This is a genomic window from Arthrobacter sp. W4I7 (assembly GCF_030816215.1).
Classification (GTDB): Bacteria; Actinomycetota; Actinomycetes; order Actinomycetales; family Micrococcaceae; genus Arthrobacter; species Arthrobacter siccitolerans_A.
The window spans coordinates 1,864,763-1,883,570 of sequence record NZ_JAUSXU010000001.1; the positions used below are offsets into that span (position 1 = coordinate 1,864,763).

At 65.5% G+C, this 18,808-nt stretch carries 12 protein-coding genes and 2 pseudogenes; 8 read left to right on the forward strand and 6 right to left on the reverse strand.

The genetic code is table 11. The features are described from left to right. Positions 1-175 precede the first annotated feature (175 nt). The 4 genes from yajC to QF047_RS08625 all read left to right on the forward strand — a co-directional run bounded on the left by yajC (position 176) and on the right by QF047_RS08625 (position 5,987). Positions 176-586, forward strand: coding sequence for a preprotein translocase subunit YajC (gene yajC, locus QF047_RS08610; RefSeq protein WP_307275652.1), 411 nt, complete (start codon positions 176-178; stop codon positions 584-586). 102 nt (positions 587-688) lie between these two features. Next, positions 689-2,449 (forward strand): protein translocase subunit SecD, encoded by a 1,761-nt coding sequence (gene secD / locus QF047_RS08615; RefSeq protein WP_307275655.1) that lies wholly within the window; start codon positions 689-691, stop codon positions 2,447-2,449. Next, a complete protein-coding gene (gene secF / locus QF047_RS08620) occupies positions 2,449-3,465 on the forward strand; it encodes a protein translocase subunit SecF (protein WP_307275658.1) in 1,017 nt (338 codons plus the stop codon). The genes secD and secF overlap by 1 nt, the downstream gene beginning before the upstream one ends. A gap of 131 nt (positions 3,466-3,596) precedes the next feature. Next, entirely contained in the window at positions 3,597-5,987 is a 2,391-nt protein-coding gene (locus QF047_RS08625) for a bifunctional (p)ppGpp synthetase/guanosine-3',5'-bis(diphosphate) 3'-pyrophosphohydrolase (RefSeq protein WP_307275661.1), read from the forward strand. Here the strand turns inward: QF047_RS08625 and QF047_RS08630 are convergent. The 3 genes from QF047_RS08630 to QF047_RS08640 all read right to left on the reverse strand — a co-directional run bounded on the left by QF047_RS08630 (position 5,868) and on the right by QF047_RS08640 (position 9,111). Continuing rightward, positions 5,868-6,605, reverse strand: coding sequence for a type IV toxin-antitoxin system AbiEi family antitoxin (locus QF047_RS08630; RefSeq protein ID WP_307275663.1), 738 nt, complete (start codon positions 6,603-6,605; stop codon positions 5,868-5,870). The genes QF047_RS08625 and QF047_RS08630 overlap by 120 nt on opposite strands. Positions 6,606-6,707: 102 nt before the next feature. Continuing rightward, positions 6,708-8,237, reverse strand: coding sequence for a DUF349 domain-containing protein (locus tag QF047_RS08635; RefSeq protein WP_307275666.1), 1,530 nt, complete (start codon positions 8,235-8,237; stop codon positions 6,708-6,710). Positions 8,238-8,304: 67 nt separating this feature from the next. Further along, positions 8,305-9,111 (reverse strand): peptidylprolyl isomerase, encoded by an 807-nt coding sequence (locus QF047_RS08640; RefSeq protein ID WP_307275668.1) that lies wholly within the window; start codon positions 9,109-9,111, stop codon positions 8,305-8,307. A gap of 228 nt (positions 9,112-9,339) precedes the next feature. Between QF047_RS08640 and hisS the strand changes: the two genes are divergently transcribed. Next, positions 9,340-10,710 (forward strand): histidine--tRNA ligase, encoded by a 1,371-nt coding sequence (gene hisS, locus QF047_RS08645; RefSeq protein ID WP_307275671.1) that lies wholly within the window; start codon positions 9,340-9,342, stop codon positions 10,708-10,710. A gap of 83 nt (positions 10,711-10,793) precedes the next feature. Here the strand turns inward: hisS and QF047_RS08650 are convergent. Together QF047_RS08650 and QF047_RS08660 are read right to left on the reverse strand one after the other, a co-directional pair. Then, positions 10,794-12,367: pseudogene (locus QF047_RS08650) on the reverse strand (HNH endonuclease). A 148-nt stretch (positions 12,368-12,515) separates the two neighbouring features. Further along, a pseudogene (locus QF047_RS08660) lies at positions 12,516-13,755 on the reverse strand (APC family permease). 109 nt (positions 13,756-13,864) lie between these two features. Here QF047_RS08660 and aspS point away from each other — a divergent pair. Both aspS and QF047_RS08670 read left to right on the forward strand, forming a co-directional pair. Further along, the gene (gene aspS / locus QF047_RS08665) at positions 13,865-15,643 is read left to right on the forward strand and encodes an aspartate--tRNA ligase (protein WP_307275679.1); all 1,779 of its coding nucleotides are present in this window, start codon (positions 13,865-13,867) and stop codon (positions 15,641-15,643) included. A 74-nt stretch (positions 15,644-15,717) separates the two neighbouring features. Continuing rightward, positions 15,718-16,500: a GNAT family N-acetyltransferase gene (locus QF047_RS08670; RefSeq protein ID WP_307275682.1), complete on the forward strand. Its 783-nt coding sequence runs from the start codon at positions 15,718-15,720 to the stop codon at positions 16,498-16,500. 65 nt (positions 16,501-16,565) lie between these two features. On the opposite strand, the gene QF047_RS08675 is transcribed toward QF047_RS08670, so the two are convergent. Further along, entirely contained in the window at positions 16,566-17,240 is a 675-nt protein-coding gene (locus QF047_RS08675; RefSeq protein ID WP_306633795.1) for an acVLRF1 family peptidyl-tRNA hydrolase, read from the reverse strand. A 65-nt stretch (positions 17,241-17,305) separates the two neighbouring features. On the opposite strand from QF047_RS08675, the gene QF047_RS08680 reads away from it, so the two are divergent. Next, on the forward strand, positions 17,306-18,727 hold the full coding sequence (locus QF047_RS08680) for a replication-associated recombination protein A (protein WP_307275689.1): 1,422 nt from the start codon (positions 17,306-17,308) through the stop codon (positions 18,725-18,727). The last annotated feature ends 81 nt before the right edge of the window (positions 18,728-18,808 follow it).

Consider the following 18,808-nt stretch of genomic DNA (forward strand, 5'->3'; position numbering starts at 1 on the left):
TATGACGCTCGGCACGTTCGGGTCTTTGTTTCGCGGTGGCTCGGGCCACCAGCGTTGCTGGGGAAGGCACCCGCCAGGCTTCTGCCTGACTGACAGTTCGCCCTGGCCGGAGCAAAGCCGATGTTGCTGGAAAACCAGCTAGGCACATAAAAGGACGGAATTCCCCTTGGATCCAATGTCAATTCTCCTGTTCGTCATGCTCGGCGTGTTCATCTTTATGATGTTCCGCCGCAACAAGAAGACGCAGCAGCAGCAGGCGGAACTCCAGTCGAAGTTCGGCCCGGGCGTCGATGTGATGACCAGCTTCGGCCTCTTCGGGCGCATCGTGGACATCGATGAGGCCGAGAACAAGGTCACCCTTGAGCTTTCCCCCGGCAACCTCGCCACCGTGCACCGGCAGTCCGTCACCAAGGTCATCGAGCCGGCCGTGGCACCGGAAGTTGCTTCTCCCGCAGTGCCTGACGACGCTTCGTCCCTCACCGTGCAGGAACATACCGCACCGGAAACCGGAACTCCGGCCCAGCAGGCCGAGACACCGGACGAGACCCTCAAGCGCCTCAATGATGAGGGCAAGAAGGACAGCTAGTCCCCGTTAGCGCTTTTCAAGACCTCTACGGCTGCGGGACACCGCCCGTGCCGGTAAAACCGGGCATCGGCGGTTCCTCCGTGAATAAGAGAAAGATCAATAATGGCACGAACTGGCCTTAAGAAACCGGGCCTCAGGGTCCTGGTCTGGCTCGGCGTCCTCATCGTCGGGCTGACCGCTGTCCTGGCAGGCGGCACCATGGCCGGGAAGGCCAGCTGGGCGCCCAAGCTGGCCCTGGACCTCGAAGGCGGCACCCAGATGATTCTGGCGCCCAAGGTTGAGGGCGGTTCGGACATCAATGAAGACCAACTCAACCAGGCTGTGGCGATCATCCGCCAGCGGGTGGACGGTTCCGGTGTCGCCGAAGCCGAGATCAGCACCCAGTCCGGGCGCAATGTGGTGGTCAGCCTTCCCGGCACCCCCTCCAGCCAGACCCGTGACCTGATCCAGGCCTCCGCTGACATGAACTTCCGGCCCGTCCTGCTCAACGGAGCCGGCGCCCCCGTCCCGGAGGAAGCTCGGGCACCAGAGGACCAGCTTCCCAAGCCGACGGCAGAACCCGCCAACAGCAGCGACACCAACTGGATCACCCCGGAAATTTACCGCCAGTTCGAAGCCCTGGACTGCGATAACCCGTCCCAGGACAAGCAGGAACGCTCGGACCCCGCCAAGCCGCTGGTCACCTGTGAACCTGCTGCAGGAGGCAACCCCGCGATCAAATACATCCTGGGTCCCGTGGAGGTGAAGGGCAGCAACATCGTCACCTCCTCCTTCCAGCTCCAGCAGGGCGCACAGGGCGCCGTTACGAACGAGTGGGCAGTCAACATCCAGTTCGACGGCGAAGGCACAGCCAAGTTCAAAGAGGTCACCGAACGCCTGAACCAGTTCTACGTGGCTGCCGGCGGACAATCGGGCAGCGACCCAAAGGCGCAGTTCGCCATCGTGCTGGATGACCAGGTCATCTCCGCTCCGCGTTCGCTGGCCGTTATCACTGATGGCCGCCCGCAGATCACCGGTGGCTTCACGGAACAGACCGCGAAGGCACTGTCTGACCAGCTCCGGTTCGGCGCACTGCCCATCAGCTTCGAAATCCAGAGCGAACAGCAGATTTCCGCCACCCTCGGTGGGGAGCAGTTGCGGATGGGCCTCCTCGCAGGCCTCATCGGCCTGCTGCTGGTGGTGGTCTACTCGCTGTTCCAGTACCGGGCCCTTGGTTTCGTGACCATCGCCTCGTTGGTGGTAGCCGGCATCCTGACGTATCTGGCTATCGCCATCCTGGGCTGGACGGAAAACTACCGACTGTCCCTGGCGGGCGTGGCGGGCATCATCGTGGCCATCGGCCAGACGGCAGACTCATTCATTGTCTACTTCGAGCGCATCCGTGATGAGCTCCGCGAGGGGCGCGGGCTGGTGTCCGCCGTCGAAAACGGCTGGAAACGTGCCAAGCGGACCGTCCTGGCCTCCAAGGCAGTCAACCTGCTGGCGGCTCTGGTCCTGTACTTCGTAGCCGTCGGGAACGTGCGTGGCTTCGCGTTCACCCTGGGCCTGACCGCCATCGCCGACCTCATGGTGGTGTTTATGTTCACCCACCCCACCCTGCAGCTGTTGGCCCGCACCCGCTTCTTCGGTGAAGGACACCGGTTCTCCGGCCTCGACCCCAAGCGGCTTGGAGCTGTTCCGCTGTACCGCGGCGCAGGCCGCCTCCGGACGCCTGAGGACAGGCCCGCTGTCGCCGTCCGCGCCAAGAATGCAGGCGCCGCAGCCGAGGCTGAACGCCGGATGACCATTGCCGAACGCCGGCTGGCGCAGAAGCAGGAGCAGCTCGCGGGTTCCTCGAAGTCTGCAGCGAAGGAGAACAAGTAATGCCAAGCTTCGCGACTTTCGGTAACGAGCTCTACACCGGCAAGCGTTCCTACAACTTTGTAGGGGCCAAGAAGATCTGGTTCATCATCGCAGCGGTGGCCGTTGCCCTGTCCATCCTCATCCCGGTGGCAAAGGGCGGCTTCAACCTCGGCATCGAATTCCGCGGCGGGTCCGAATTCACGGTCTCGAACGTCAAGACCACGGACGCCACTGTGGGCGAGAACGCCGTCACCGACGTGGTGGCCGGCAGCATCCCCCGCGTCGCCAACGTGGCCGGGACCACCATGCGGATCCAGACCGACAAACTCACCGACGATGAGACTCTCCGCATCAAGGAGGGCCTGACCACAGCCTACGGAGTCACAGACAACGAAGTGACCTCGACGTTCGTGGGACCCACGTGGGGTGCTGACGTCACCAAGCAGGCACTGATCGGCCTGGTGATTTTTGTACTCCTCGCCGCCGTGCTGATGGCCCTGTACTTCCGCACATGGAAGATGTCGCTCTCGGCTCTCGCAGGCATGCTGGTCACCATGTTCGTGACAGCCGGGGTGTACGCCCTCAGCGACTTCGAAGTCACGCCGTCGGCCATCATCGGGTTCCTGACAGTCCTGAGCTACTCCCTCTATGACACAGTGGTGGTATTCGACAAGATCCGCGAGAACACGGCCGACCTCGACGCGTCCACACGGCGCACCTTTGCCGAGGAAGTCAACCTCGCCGTGAACCAGACCCTGGTGCGCTCGATCAACACCATGATGGTAGCCATCCTCCCCGTGGGCGCCATCCTGTTCATCGGCGCCGGCCTCCTTGGTGCGGGAACACTGCGCGACCTCTCGCTCGCTCTGTTCGTTGGCATCCTCATCGGGACTGCAGCCACGATTTTCGTTGCCGCTCCGATGTATGCCTGGCTGCGCCAGAAGGAGCCGGACCTCGTCAGGCAAGCCAAGCGCGTGGAACAGCGGCGGGCCACTGCGGAGCGGTCCACTGCTTCGGCGGAGCCGGCACAGGCATAGGTCGTTTTGCAGGAGCCGGGCAGCGTCAGAACCCTGACACCGCCCGGCCCTGCTGTTTTAAGGCCCGGTTATAAAAGTCACTGGGCTGAGGAATAGACTGGGGTAATTAAACGGTCATGAGGGGTGCTTCATTGGAAGAACGTTCTGCGTCGGTGCCGACGGCACAAGGAGATCAGGGTCCGGCCGGTGTCCAGACCGGCGCGGCCGCTTCCGCGCGCGCAGGTTCGTTGGTTCCCGTGGACAACTCCGGTTCCCGCCCCACTTTTCCCGGCCGACGGGAACGCACCAGGTCCCGGCTTGCCCGTCTGACAGGCCGGGGTACCGCAAATTACTCACCCATCCTTGAGCCTCTGCTGAGGACGGTCCGGGCCAACAATCCCAAAGAGGATTTCGACCTTATCCAGCGTGCGTTCGACGTGGCAGAGCAAAGCCACCGCGGCCAGAAGCGCAAGAGCGGTGACCCGTACATCACCCACCCGGTAGCGGTGGCCACCATCCTCGCCGAACTGGGACTCAGCGGCACCACCCTGGCGGCGGCCCTGCTGCACGACACGGTGGAGGACACCCCCTACACACTCGCCGACCTGAAGCGGGACTTCGGGCCCGAAGTGGCCATGCTCGTGGACGGGGTCACCAAGCTGGACAAGGTCAGCTTCGGTGAAGCGGCCCAGTCGGAGACAGTCCGCAAGATGGTCGTGGCCATGGCCAAGGACATCCGCGTGCTGATGATCAAACTCGCTGACCGGCTCCATAACGCCCGCACCTGGCGTTTCGTCTCCGCCGAGTCCTCTGCCCGCAAGGCACGCGAAACCTTGGAAATCTTTGCCCCGCTGGCGCACCGGCTGGGCATGAACACCATCAAATGGGAACTGGAAGATCTGTCCTTCGCGGCACTGTACCCCAAGGTGTACGAAGAGATCGTCCGCATGGTGGGGGACCGGACCCCGGAGCGGGAGAAGAGCCTGAGCGTCATCCGCGACCAGATCACCGAAGATCTCCGCACGGCCAGGATCAAGGCAACCATCACTGGCCGCCCCAAGCACTACTACTCCATCTACCAGAAGATGGTTGTCCGCGACAAAGACTTCGACGACATCAACGACCTGATGGGTGTCCGTGTGCTGGTGGACTCCGTGCGGGACTGTTACGCCGCCCTCGGCACCATGCACTCGCGCTGGAATCCGCTGCCCGGCAGGTTCAAGGACTACATCGCGATGCCCAAGTTCAACATGTACCAGTCGCTGCACACCACCGTCATCGGTCCGGGCGGCAAGCCGGTGGAAATCCAGATCCGTACCCACGAAATGCACCGCCGCGCCGAGTACGGCGTGGCCGCGCACTGGAAGTACAAGGACCAGCCCAACCGCACCGCAGTGGGCCCCGGCAGCCCCCGCGACGGCGACATGGGCTGGTTGCGCTCCCTGGTGGACTGGCAGCAGGAAACGTCAGATCCGGGCGAGTTCCTCGATTCCCTGCGGTTCGAGATCAATGCCCGCGAAGTGTTTGTCTTCACCCCCAAGGGTGAGGTCATGGCCCTGCCGGCCGGGTCCACTCCGGTGGACTTCGCCTACGCTGTGCACACCGAAGTGGGACACCGGACCATCGGTGCCCGGGTTAACGGGAAGTTGGTTCCGCTCAACAGTGAGTTGAATCACGGCGACTGGGTGGAGATTTTCACCTCGAAGGCCGAGGGAGCAGGGCCCAGCCAGGACTGGCAGCATTTCGTCAAGAGCGCCCGGGCCCGCAACAAGATCCGCCAGTGGTTCAGCAAGGAACGCCGTGAAGAGGCGATCGACCGCGGCAAGGAACTCCTGACCCGTGCCATGCGGAAGCAGAACCTTCCCCTACAGCGACTGATGACGCATGAGGCGTTGGCCGCAGTGGCTGAGGAATTCAAGTACGTCGACATCTCTGGCCTTTACGCCGGGGTGGGGGATGGGCACACCTCCGCCCAGGCGGTCATGGAGAAGCTCGTCGAAAGCCTCGGCGGCAACGAGAGCGCCGACGACGACATCACCGAAGTCAGCATTCCCACCCAGGTCACGAAAGCGCGGTTCTCCGATTCCGGCGTTGTGGTCCGCGGCGTCGGTGACGTCTGGGTGAAGCTGGCCCGCTGCTGTACCCCTGTTCCGCCGGATCCCATTCTCGGGTTTGTGACCAGGGGCTCGGGAGTGTCCGTGCACCGGACGGACTGCACCAACATCTCGGACCTGAAGGACCAGCCGGACCGGATCGTGGATGTGGACTGGGCGCCGACGCAGTCCAGCGTGTTCCTCGTGGAAATCCAGGTTGAAGCGCTGGACCGGAAGTCACTGCTGTCTGACGTTACGCGTGTGCTGTCCGAGAACCACGTCAACATCCTGGCGGCCAGCGTCCATACGTCCAGTGACCGGGTTGCCATTTCAAAGTTCGCCTTCGAGATGGGCGACCCCAAGTACTTGCACCACGTCCTGAGTGCTGTCCGCCGGATCGACGGCGTTTTCGACGTTTACCGCACCACCGGGAACAAGCGCCGGAGCTAACTGCGCAAGCTTCTCCAGTGCCGCCCTCTTGTGCGGTACCCGCGGACTCGCTTCAATGGCCAGGACCAGCAACCGCAGGCGCACATCCTTCTGCGGGCGTGCCAGGAGGCTGGCCAGGGTTGGGATGGCCCGTTCTGCTTCTACATGCAGCGCGACGTCGAGCGCGGTGCGCAGGGGACTGGAGACCATCAGGCCGCCCAGGCTGACAACGTCGAAGGGCCCGAGCTTAACCTCGTGCAATGTGCAGCCCCTGGTGTTGCGGAGGCTGGAAACGCGGCGCTTGGCGTCCACCAGCAGCGCCAGACGGTCCGGCTCGCTGGCACAGCCATAGATCCACGCCGCCGTCATGCGCCCGGCCACTACCCTTTGACGGACCGCTGCAGGAACTGCCCCAGCTGCCGCCCGTGCCCGGAGTTGCGGAGTGGCATGGGTCCCGGGCAGCGCATAGCCGTGCTGATGGAACCGTGTCAGCAGGCCGTCAGCGGCCAACGACTGAAGTTCCGGGAAGGCAAAGGGCATGCCCGGGGCATAAAGCTCTGGGAAACGCAGCACTGGTTCTGCGCCGGAGGAGGAATCCGCGCCGTGGGTGGCGCCGGGAGGAGCCGTTGGTGTCGCCATCCACCCATCCTGCCGCGCCGCCGTTAACGGGCACAGGCCCGGTTCCGGTTATGTGGATAACCGGAACCGGGCCTGTGCCGCAACACCCTGGCGGTAAAAGGCCTAGGCCAGTTCGCTGGCCGACCGCTGGATCTGGTCCAACCAGGCCTGCCGTGCTTCGAGGGCTTCCTGGGCAGCCTTGATCTTGCGCTGGTCGCCGGTTTTCTCAGCCTTGGCAAGGTCTTCCTGCAGCCCGGCGATGGCGGACTCAAGCTGCGAAAGGGCGCTGTTGGTGCGGGCCTTCCGCTCAGGGTTGGACCGCTGCCACTGCTCTTCCTCGGCGTGGCGGACTGCATCTTCCACCTTCCGCAGTCCGGCCTCGACGCGTCCCATGTCCGCGCGCGGGACCTTGCCTGCCTCTTCCCAGCGGTCCCGGATGGACTGCAGCGCCTTCTTGGCAGCAGCGAGGTCCTTCACCGGGACAATCGCGTTGGCTTCGGTCAGGAGGGCTTCCTTCACCGTGAGGTTCTCGGCGTATTCGTGGTCAATCTCGTCATTTGCCGCCTGGCGTGCCGTAAAGAAGGCGTCCTGTGCAGCACGGAACCGGGCCCAGAGGGCGTCGTCGTCCTTGCGGCTTGCCCGTGGCGAGGCCTTCCACTGGTCCATCAGGCGCCGGTACTCTCCAGCTGCGAAGCCCCAGTCAGTGGAGGTGGACAGCGCTTCGGCGTCGGCGATCAGCTTCTCCTTGGCGGACTTGGCAGCAGAGTTGTTGCTGTCCAACTGGGAGAAGTAGGCCCGGCGGTGACGGTCGAATACGGTGCGGGCCGCGCGGAACCGCTTCCACAGGGCGTCCTCGTTGCTCCGGCCCAGGCGGACTCCGCTCTTCTGGGCCGCCTTCCAGCTCTCGAACAGTTCGTTCATCCGGGCGCTGGAAGTCTTCCACTGCGTCTGGGCGGGATCCTGGCCCGAGATCTGCTCGGCTTCGGCCACGATCGCCTCGCGGGCAGCCAGCTCGGAGGCGCGGACGGCGTCGTGCTCGGCCTTCTCCGCCTGTTCGAGTTCAGCGATCTGCGTGGACAACTTATCGAGGCGGGCCTCTGCAGACCGTAGGTCCCCTACCATGTTGCGCTCGGCGAGCTGCTCGCGCAGGTGGGTGACGGTCTTTTGCATGTCAGTGCTGGGGGCCTTGGAGGTGACGCGCTGTTCGAGCAGCACAATCTGGGCCACCACGTCGTCATACTTCCGCGCGAAGTAGGCCAGGGCTTCGTCGTTGCTGACTCCCGGGTATTGGCCCACGGGATGCTCAGCGCCGTCGATGTTCAGGAACACGTGTCCGTCGCCCTCAACGCGGCCCCATTTCGACGCTTCGGCCAGCGACGTTGCGGGCGCTGCGGGGACAGGTGCTGCGGCGGGTGCGGCGGCTGGTTTAGGGCGCGAAGCAAAGGCGGCCGGGGAGGGGGCCGGACGGGGTGCCGGGGCCGGGGTCTTACTTTCCGGGGCAGCTTCCCCGGGGGCTTCCGCTGCCGGGGTGCTGGCTGTTTCGGGGGCTTCCGCTGCCGGAATGCTGGCCGCTTCAGATGCTTCCTCGGGGGCGGGCGCCGCCGTCTCGGTCAGGTCTGTTGCTGTTTCGTCGGATTTCTGACTGTCTGTCACCGCTAAAAGTCTTTCGCTTGGAGGAAAATACTCAGGTCCTGCACCGCAGCCTCCAGGGCCGGGCTTCCTACTTCAGAGAAAACGAGTCTATCGTGACTGGTTCCACAGGTGCGCCGTCTGTGTCGCTGCTGCCCGGGGTAATTCCGGCGGCAGCGATATTCGACACCACGTCAAGGCCGGAAGTCACCCTTCCCACCACGGTGTATCCGCCGGCGCTGTCGGGAGGAATGACCGTGTCCTTGTAGACGACGAAGAACTGCTTCCCGTTCCCAAAGGCGTTGTTGCCGGTACGGGCCACGGCGATGGTTCCGGCGGGATACGTATCGTCGGCAGGGGTGTTCTCCAGTGGTCCCCATGTGTAGGTCGGGTCGCCCTGACCGTCCGGACCGGAGGCGCCGCATTGGAGCAGCCCGAACGATTCACCTGTGGTGAGACGGTGGCAGGTCTTCGCGTTGAAATAGCCTTCGTCGCTGAGCGACTTAAAAACAGCGGCGGCCTGTGGCGCATTTGTGCCGTCCAGTTCCACGGCCAGGGGGCTGCCGTTCAGCACCAGTTCACCGCTGAAGGTCTTGCCGGCGGCCGTTTCCGCGGCAGGGATGTTGGGGCTGTTGGTCCCCTCCGCGGACGGGCTTGCGGACGCGGAGGGACTGGACAAGCCGGCCTCAAGGGCCGCGAACTCCTCCTCAGTGGGATTGCCCGCGAAGGCCGTTAACTGGAGAACGACGGCGAGCACCACGGCGGCCGTCCCGGCGCCGGCGGCGACCAGGTTGTCGCGCTTGCGCCGCTTCTCCTGGTCCCGGCGCAGCTCGCGCTTGGCTTCCATCTGCTGGATGCGCCGCTTTGCCTCGCGGGCGCTGCGTGAACTGGTCGCCAAGGGTCCTCCTCATTGTCGGGCTGCTGCAGTGCGTGGCGCGGGGCCCCGGGCGCAGGTGTCTGACGGCCGAGCCCTGGCGCTCCGCTGCATTAGAGATGCCGGCGGATGACGCATAAACTGACTGCCGCACATAGTTTATGCATGACTGGCTGGACTGCCGCGGTTTCAAGCCCGTTTCGGGGCCGCGGGCAAGTCTCAGGCACTCTTATCAAGAGGAGAAAATCCACCATGGCACGCACCGCCTCCCTGTCCGGATTCCCCGAGTGGCTTCCCGAGGAGCGGCTGGTGGAGCTGCATGTATTGGATACGCTGCGCCGGGTATTCGAGCTGCACGGATTCGCTTCTATTGAGACGCGGGCGGTTGAAACGGTGGGGCAGCTGCTGCGCAAGGGTGAAATCGACAAGGAAGTGTACGGTCTCAGCCGGCTCCAGGAGGACGAGAGCGAGAATCCTGTCAAGGGCGGCAAAGCCGATCCGCACGCGCTTGCACTCCACTTTGACCTGACGGTTCCGTTCGCCCGTTACGTGGTGGAGAACGCCGGCTACCTCGCCTTCCCGTTCCGCCGCTACCAGATCCAGAAGGTCTGGCGCGGCGAGCGTCCGCAGGAGGGCCGCGCCCGTGAATTCACGCAGGCGGACATCGATGTGGTGGGGGACGGCGAACTGCCCTTCCGCTACGACGTCGAAATCGCGCTGGTCATTGCTGAGGCCCTAAGCGCCCTTCCCATCCCCGACTTCCGCCTCCGGGTCAACAACCGCAAACTCGCTGAGGGCTTCTACCGCGGTATCGGGCTTGAGGATACCGCTGGCGTGCTGCGCAGCATCGACAAACTCGAAAAAATCGGTCCCGTGAAGGTCGCCGAGTTGCTGAAGGCTGAACTGGGTGCAACGGACCAGCAGGCACAGAAGGCCCTGGAGCTGGCCGCAATCCGAACCGAGGACACCTCCTTCGTGGAACAGGTGCGCGCCTTGGGAGTCAGCAATGAGCTGCTCGAGGAAGGCCTGAGCGAGTTGGAACAGGTCATCGAGGCCGCTGTCCAGCGTGCCCCCGGCAAGGTACTGGCCGACCTCAGCATCGCCCGCGGCCTGGACTACTACACCGGTACTGTGGTGGAGACAGTGCTGGTGGGTCACGAGCAGCTCGGCTCCATCTGCTCCGGCGGGCGCTATGACGCGCTGGCCTCGAAGGGCAACCGGAAGTTCCCGGGTGTGGGCCTTTCGATCGGCGTCACCCGGCTCGTATCCCGCATCCTCAGTCAGGATCTGGCCAAGGCTTCGCGTTCGGTTCCCACCGCCGTGCTTGTTGCCCTGACCCACGACGAGAGTTGGAGCGCTGCCCAGGACGTGGCCGCCCAGCTTCGCAACCGCGGAATCCCCACGGAAGTGGCAGCCAAGGCGGAGAAGTTCGGCAAGCAAATCAAATTCGCCGACCGCCGGGGCATCCCCTTCGTCTGGTTCACGGACGACGACGGCACCCACCAGGTCAAGGACCTCCGCACCGGCGACCAGGTGGTGGCCTTCCCGGAGACTTGGACGCCGCCGGCAGAAGATCTGACCGCGCAGGTGTCTGCGACAGCTCCGGTGCCATCCGCGGTTTAATGCGGTTCGGAGTGGCATCAGTGGTGTCCGCCTTTAGCAACGGGGAAGCAGCTACCGTGATGATCCAGATTCCGCGATGCTAGTTATGCCAGCTCCGACGGCTCGAAGCGTGCGCGCTTGAGCTCCCTGGCGCGTTGCCCGTGCTCACGGCGACGGCGGTGGGGCCGAGCCTCTGGAGGTGCTGGCAGGCTGGCCACCGGCGTTTGGACTGGAGGACTTGAGGTCACTGATGTCCCCGGCAAAGGCGGCGCGGTGGAGCGATAGGTGTGGCCGGTGGGCGTTCGTGTTTCGACGGCATGCCGTTGCCCTGGCCTGGAAACAGTTGTGGCGCCCCAGCCTGGTATTTCTTTGGTGTGGTTGCAGGCTTCGCAGAGGCCCTGGCCGTTGGTGCTGGTGGTTGGGCCGTTGTTGTGCCAGGGGATGACGTGGTCCAGGTGGCGGATGGGCGCGTCGCAGTACGGGGTGCGGCAGGTGTCATCCCGGGCCTGAATAAACCGCCGGAGCCCTGGCGGGAAGAGCCGGGCCTTGGAGTCCATCGCGACGAGTTCACCGCTGGTTGGTGCGGTGTATAACCGGCGCAGCCAGACTATGAATTCTTTGCTTTCCACGGTTCCTGCCGAGGGTGCGGTCCCCGGGCCGCCTAAACCAACGGCCCCCGTGCCGCTGTTTACTGAATCACCTGATCCCGGCCCTGCTGGTGCTGGACCAGCCGCCACTAAGCCGGTGGATCCTGGGCCAGCCATGAGCCCACCCAGGATGGCCTTCCTGGCCCATTCGCCTGGAACGGTGCCGTAGCCGGTGAGGCGGGCGGGTTCGCTGTCGCCTTGGAAGAGGGTCCGGTCGGTCATCACGAGCTGGAGGTCGATGCCGGTGTAGCCGCCCGGGGTGCCGGTGATGCGTTCGATCAGTTCGTCGGCCATGATGGCGCCCTTGGACCTTTCATCGCCGGAAGATTTGAGGGCGTCTGCCTGGCGGGTAAGGGCAGCGTAGGCGGCGACGCCCTGCGCGACCGGGACCAGCGCGGTCAGGTAGGCCATGGTGTCCGGTGCCGGGCGCAGGCTGACGGTCCGTTCCGCCACGGCATGGGAAGCCCGTTTCGCGAAGGATTGGGGGTCGCGCCGGTAGGCGGCGGTGCGGACGGCGGCGGTGATGGCCCGGTCCCCGCAGCCGGTCAGGGTGCCGGTGTCCGCGGCGATTTCCTCGTCCACCGCGGCCCGGTCTTCGGCGGACAGGCAGGCGGTTTCCTTCACGATCAGGATGGCCCGCCACTCGCTCAGCTGCCCGCTCTGAAGTGCCGCGAACGCGTGGGGCATCTCGGTGACCAGGGCTTTCCCCAGGCCCAGCAGCCTGCCGCCGCGTGCCGGGGACTCTCGCCGGGCCAGGGGGATTTGCGCGCCTACCCCGGCACCAAGCTCATCGGCGGGCACACCGCGGCGGCCTGTTCCCGCCGCACCTCAAGGTCATAGGCAACGGCAATCCGGGCCTGTTTCGCGGCGACCGCGGACTTCACGTCCTCGAATTCCCGCATCTGATCAATCTTCCCGGCGCCGTCCTCAGCGACAGGAACAGCAGCCAGCAATGCAAGGACATCAGCAACAGAAGGCACAGCACGCTTCCCCACCGGGACCGCCCCTGCCGATAACTGATCCGCTTCCATAAACAAAGTCTTCCAGCAGGCCCAGCCATAGGCACGAACCCTCACGCCCTATGTGGATAACCCGAAGATAACCGCCCCAACCCTGACGAAAGGCGCACTTCCGCGACATCCGCCAAGGCCGCCGTCGTACGCACAGAGCCCGTCGGCGCTAGTTCCTGAAGCGCAGCACCAGCCAGCGCCCCGCCACACCGGCCGCCAGGACCGCCGTCATGGCCAGTACAGAAGCAGCCGGAAGTGTGAAGGCCAGCAAAAGGCACCCCAGGAAGCCCACGGCGTTCAGCCACTTGGGCGCGTACCCTGGATGCGCCTTCAAGGTGTAGGCGGAGGCGTTCGCCACGGCGTAGTACAGCAGCACGCCGAAGCTGGAAAAGCCCACCACCGTCATGACGTCGGTGGTCAGGAGAAGCAGGATGACGACGGCGGCCACTGTCACTTCTGCAACCCAGGGCACCGTGTGCTTGCCGCCGATCCTGGCAAGCGGGCGGGGAAGGTCGCGCTCCCGCGCCATCGCCAGGGTGGTGCGGCCCACGCCGGTGATGAGGGCGAGGAGTGCGCCCAGGCACGCCGCCGCGGCGCCCGCCTGCACCGCTGGCGCACCCGCCGCAAACTGCGACTGCAGCACGGCCTCCAGCAGCGGGGTTGGCGTTGCCGCAAGCCGGCCACCAGGAAGGTGGTTAAGCAGCAGCAGCGCCAGCGCCAGGTATATGGCGAACGCCGAAGCCAGCGCGCCCAGGATGGCCCGCGGGATGGAGCGGGAAGGGTCTTTGACTTCCTCACCCAGGGTGGCGATCCGCGCGTACCCGGCGAAGGCGAAAAAACAGCAGGCCAGCGGCAGGAAGAATGCCCCCCAGCCCGCTCGGGGCGCCGTTGCCCGCCGCGGAAGGATGAGGCCCAACGAGCGCGGCCACCCCAACGAACACCAGCGTGGCCAGCACCACGCACAGCAGGATCCGCGTCAACAGGGCAGTACGGGTGATTCCCAGCAGGTTCACCACGGTCAAAGCCACGACGGCCGCCACGCCCACCGGTACCGCGTAACTCCCGGCCACATAGCTCCCGAACGTCAGCGCCATCGCCGCGCAGGAGGCGGTCTTTCCGGTAACAAAGCCCCACCCCGCCAGGAAGCCCGGCCACTCGCCAAGCTGCTTGCGGCCGTAAACGTAAGTCCCTCCGCTGGTGGGATACTTTGCGGCGAGTGCGGCGGACGCCACCGCGTTGCAGTACGCCACCGCCCCCGCGAGGACCACTGACACCACCAGCAGGTTTCCAGCCAGCGCGGCGGCCGGCGCGAACACCACGAAGACCCCTGCGCCCAGCATGGACCCGAGGCCGATGGTGGTGGCGTCGAAGGCGCCAAGCCGGCGTTGCAGCTGCTGGTGTTCGCTCATGCGGTGACAGTCCCTGGGTAGCGGGTAAACTCGAACGGGATCGTTCCCGGATCGATCCTATTTAACTTCCTGTATATCTTCCCGCTGTTACCCCGCAGAAAGGCGTGCTGTGCTGCGCACACATGACCTCGGATCGCTTCGTTCCGAGCACATTGGACAAACCGTAACCCTGGCTGGCTGGGTGGGCCGGCGTCGTGATCACGGTGGTGTGGCCTTCGTTGACCTGCGCGATGCTTCCGGCGTGGCCCAGGTGGTGGTCCGCGAAGAAGAAGTCTTCCACGGCCTGCGCAACGAGTACGTTCTGCAGATCACCGGCACCGTCTCCAAGCGGCCGGAGGGCAACGAGAACCCTGCGCTGGCCACCGGCGAGATCGAAGTTATGGCGGACAAGGTGGTCATCCTCAACACCTCCGAGCCGCTTCCGTTCCAGATCGACGAGCACGTTGAAGTGGGCGAGGAAGCACGCCTGAAGCACCGCTACCTGGACCTCCGCCGGCCCGGCCCCGCCCGCAACCTGCGGTTGCGTTCAGAGGCCAACCGTGTGGCCCGCGAGCTGCTGCACCAGGACGGCTTCGTGGAGGTTGAGACCCCTACGCTGACACGCTCGACGCCGGAAGGTGCCCGGGACTTCGTGGTCCCCGCCCGCCTGGCCCCGGGTTCCTGGTACGCCCTGCCGCAGTCCCCGCAGCTTTTCAAGCAACTCCTGCAGGTGGGCGGCTTCGAGAAGTACTACCAGATCGCACGCTGCTACCGCGATGAGGACTTCCGCGCGGACCGTCAGCCGGAATTCACCCAGCTGGACATCGAAGCCAGCTTCGTGGACCAGGACGACATCATTGCCCTCGGTGAAAACATCGTCAAGGCACTGTGGAAGCTGATCGACGTCGAGATCCCCACCCCCATCCAGCGCATCACCTACGCGGACGCCATGGCACGGTACGGCTCGGACAAGCCCGACCTCCGCTTCGGCGTGGAGCTCACCGAGCTGACCGAATTCTTCAAGGACACCAACTTCGGTGTCTTCAAGGCACCCTACGTCGGCGCCGTGGTGATGCCCGGCGGCGCCTCCCAGCCACGCCGCACCCTGGACGGTTGGCAGGAGTTCGCCAAGCAGCGCGGCCACAAGGGCCTGGCGTACGTCCTGTTCAAGGAAGACGGCGAGCTGGCAGGTCCCGTCGCCAAGAACCTCACGGAAACCGAACGTGCAGGCCTGGCAGACGCCGTGGGCGCCAAGCCCGGCGACTGCATCTTCTTCGCAGCAGGCGAGAAAACCGCAGCCCGCGCCCTCCTGGGTGCTGCCCGCGTCGAAATCGGCCACCGCACCGGCCTGATCGACCCCAACGCCTGGGCCTTCTGCTGGGTCGTGGACGCGCCCATGTTCGAACCAGCAGCTGCAGCCGTTGCGTCAGGTGACGTGGCCGTCGGTGGTGGCAAGTGGACCGCCGTGCACCACGCCTTCACCTCGCCCAAGCCCGAGTTCCTGGACACGTTCGACCAGGACCCGGAGTCTGCCCTGTCCTACGCTTACGACATCGTCTGCAACGGCAACGAAATCGGCGGGGGTTCCATCCGTATCCACGAGCGCGATGTCCAGGAACGGGTCTTCGAACTGATGGGCCTCGACCGGGAAGATGCCCAGACGAAGTTTGGCTTCCTGCTGGAAGGCTTCAAGTACGGCGCCCCTCCGCACGGCGGCATCGCCTTCGGCTGGGACCGCGTGGTGGCACTGCTGGCAGGTGTTGAGTCCATCCGCGACGTTATCGCCTTCCCGAAGACCGGCAACGGCTACGACCCCCTCACTGCTGCCCCGGCACCCATCACGCCGCAGCAGCGCAAGGAAGCCGGCGTCGACTTCAAGCCGGAAGCCAGGCCGGCAGAAGGCAAGTAAAGCCTCAACCCGTTAAGCCTGAAGGCTCTCCTGCAAGGGAGGGCCTTCAGGCTTAACTACAGAGGAGGAAACCCGTGTCCCCCATCCATGCGGGTCGGCAAGCCTGCGCCTACGAGCCGCTGCTGGATTCTGCCTGGCCTTCCCTGGAGCGCCACGACACGGGGGAGTGGGTCCTCCGCGCTGCGGCCGGTGTCACCCAACGCGCCAATTCCGTATGGCCGCGGAAGACTGCCGAACACCCCACGGACGCACTCCGCGAGGCGGTTCAGTGGTACCGGCAGCGGCGGCTGCCCCTGATCTTCCAGGTAACGGATACGGATGCCAACTCCGGCCTCAACGACTTCCTGGACGATCAGGGCTTCACGCGGCAGTCAGAGACCCTTATTTTGTCCCGGCCGGCAGGCACTGAACCCCTGCCCCCAGCATCTGCAAACGTTGAACTCCTGGACCAGCCCGACGACGAATGGCTGGCCCTGTGGTGGAGCGTGGACGGCCGCGGCGGCGCGGAGGAACTGGACACCGTGCGTGCCATCCTGACCGGGTGCCCCTCGGTGTACGCGTTGGTAAGGGACGACGACGGCGTCCCCGCCGCCGTCGGGCGCCTCGCCATGGTGCAGGGGACCGGTGGGATCTACTGCATGGCCACGTCTGCATCGCAGCGCAGGCGCGGTTACGCGTCAGCGGTGCTCCAGGCGCTGCTGTCCGAAGGCTCCGCCCGCGGCCTCGACGACTTTTGGTTGCTGGTTACGGCGGCCAATCAGGCAGCCCGGCAGCTGTACGGCAGCGCCGGATTTGAGGAGTCCGGCCGCTACCTTTACCGCCAGCAAAGACCCCGCCGGGCGCTGACCGGCTGCTGATCCGTTGCTGACCTGGCTGCCCTGCCAGGGCGGAGTCCCAGATGTGGATGCATGGTTGTGGATGACTATGGGCGCGGGTCGGTCACCTGGATCCGGACAGCGCATGCATCGGCGGCGGCCTTGCGCAGCACAGCGGCCTTAGGATCCGGGACGTCAAGGTAGGCCAGCCGGGGGAGCCCGGCGTAGCGGGCAAGGGCCGGGTGGTCCAGCACAAGACCCGCCAGTGCCCTGTCGCCGCCGGGAACCACATATTCGAATGACCCGCCGGTGAACACCCGGAGCGCCTGCTCAGCAACAGTTTCGACCAGCGCGTCCGCCTGGTTGGACCGGCGCCGCGCGAACCGCTGCTGCGACTGGCCGCCCGCGGCGGTCCTGGACTGCACATACGTCGAGCCCACCTTGGACGCCAGGGCCACGCCCTCATTCACGACCGCCACGCCGTACCCGCCACGCCGCACCAGGAGAAGGCCCAGCCTGCGCGGCTGGGACGCGAGGGATGAGAGCCTTTCAAGTTCGTCACGGCCGCGGCCCGGGCGGCCGTCCACCGGCCAGGGAGCCTGAAGGAGCGCTTCGGCGCCGTCGGCCGCCAGAAGGTGCAGCCCGTCGTCGTCATCTTTCAGCTGGTAGCCGTTGTGTGAAGCGCCGAACCTCTCCGCCCACCCAGGAAGGCGGCCGCCCGGAACATAAGCCGTACGGACGGAGGGCTTGCGCTCTCCTCCGGCGGCGGTATGTGCGGGCATGCGGCATCCTTCGCTGGGCGGCGGCTTCGGCGGGAAAGCCGAACGACTGGAAGTAGCCTATCTATGTGGATGATCTCTTCGGGCAAGGGCCCGGTAATGACGACGACGGCGACGATGTTGCACCGACCGCCGGCCGGACTGCCGGGGGAGGAAGCAAAGCCTCCCCCCGCGGCCCCCTCGCCGTCAGGATGCGTCCCCGTACCCTGGACGAGGTAGTGGGCCAGCAGCATCTCCTCGGGCAGGGATCGCCCCTCCGCCAGCTGGCCGCCGGGGCCGGAGCGGACACATCCGGCCCCGCGGGGCCCACCTCGCTCATCCTCTGGGGCCCGCCGGGAACCGGCAAAACGACCCTCGCGCACGTGATTGCCCGCGGGCCGGGGAGGAAGTTCGTGGAACTCTCGGCCATTACCGCCGGCGTCAAGGACGTGCGGCGCGTCATGGACGAGGCGCTCACCGCCCGCGACCTCTACAAAACAACTACGGTCCTGTTCCTGGACGAGATCCACCGTTTCAACAAGGCGCAGCAGGATGCCCTGTTGCCGGGCGTGGAAAACCGTTGGGTGGTACTGGTCGCGGCAACCACGGAGAACCCTTCCTTCTCCGTGGTCTCACCGCTGCTGTCCCGCTCACTCCTTCTGACCCTTCGTCCGCTGACGGACGAGGATATTGAAGGACTCCTGCAGCGCGCTGTCAGTGACCCCCGCGGCCTGAACGGGAAGGTAAACCTCAGCGAGGAAGCGCTCGACCACCTGGTCAGGCTGTCCGGCGGGGACGCGCGCCGTGCCTTGACCGCTTTGGAGGCGGCCGCCGGCGTGGCGTTCGGAGACGCGGACGATGCCGGAGACGGGCCGGTCGCCGTCGACCTTCAGCACACCGAACGCGCGCTGGACGTCGCAGCCGTGCGCTATGACCGCGCAGGCGACCAGCACTACGACGTCATCAGCGCCTTTATCAAGTCCATCCGAGGGTCTGATGTGGACGCCGCCCTCCACTACCTGGCCCGGATGCTTGAAGCGGGGGAGGACCCGCGCTTCGTGGCCCGAAGGATCATGATCTCGGCCGCCGAGGATGTGGGGATGGCTGATCCCACCGCCCTGCAAACGGCAGTGGCCGCGGCGCAGGCTGTGCAGCTGATCGGGATGCCGGAGGGGCGGATCATCCTGGCCGAGGCCGTGGTGCACCTGGCCACGGCGCCGAAGTCCAACGCCGCATACATGGGCATCAACAAGGCCACCGCGGACGTCCGGGCGGGGCTGGGCAACGGCATTCCCGCGCACCTGAGGGACGCCCATTACCCGGGTTCCAAACAGCTGGGCCACGGCGTGGGCTACAAGTACGCCCATGACGCCCCGCACGGAGTGGCCGCCCAGCAGTACCCGCCGGACGACCTCGTGGGGAGGGACTACTACCAGCCCACAGCCAACGGCGCCGAACGGGACATCGCCGTCCGGCTGGAGCGGCTGCGGAAGATTGTCCGGGGCAAGTGACCACCATGGTAGGATGGATGTTTGTCTGGCAAGGCGCGGACCCACAATCTCCCCAATTTTAGGTTGAGAAGGTTGTGCCCT

Bases quoted from the DNA above. Each gene is read 5' to 3' on its own strand.
- yajC (WP_307275652.1), top strand. From the start codon at position 176: ATGTCAATTCTCCTGTTCGTCATGCTCGGCGTGTTCATCTTTATGATG.
- secD (WP_307275655.1), top strand. From the start codon at position 689: ATGGCACGAACTGGCCTTAAGAAACCGGGCCTCAGGGTCCTGGTCTGG.
- secF (WP_307275658.1), top strand. From the start codon at position 2,449: ATGCCAAGCTTCGCGACTTTCGGTAACGAGCTCTACACCGGCAAGCGT.
- QF047_RS08630 (WP_307275663.1), bottom strand. From the start codon at position 6,605: ATGGCGACACCAACGGCTCCTCCCGGCGCCACCCACGGCGCGGATTCC.
- hisS (WP_307275671.1), top strand. From the start codon at position 9,340: ATGGCACGCACCGCCTCCCTGTCCGGATTCCCCGAGTGGCTTCCCGAG.
- QF047_RS08675 (WP_306633795.1), bottom strand. From the start codon at position 17,240: ATGCCCGCACATACCGCCGCCGGAGGAGAGCGCAAGCCCTCCGTCCGT.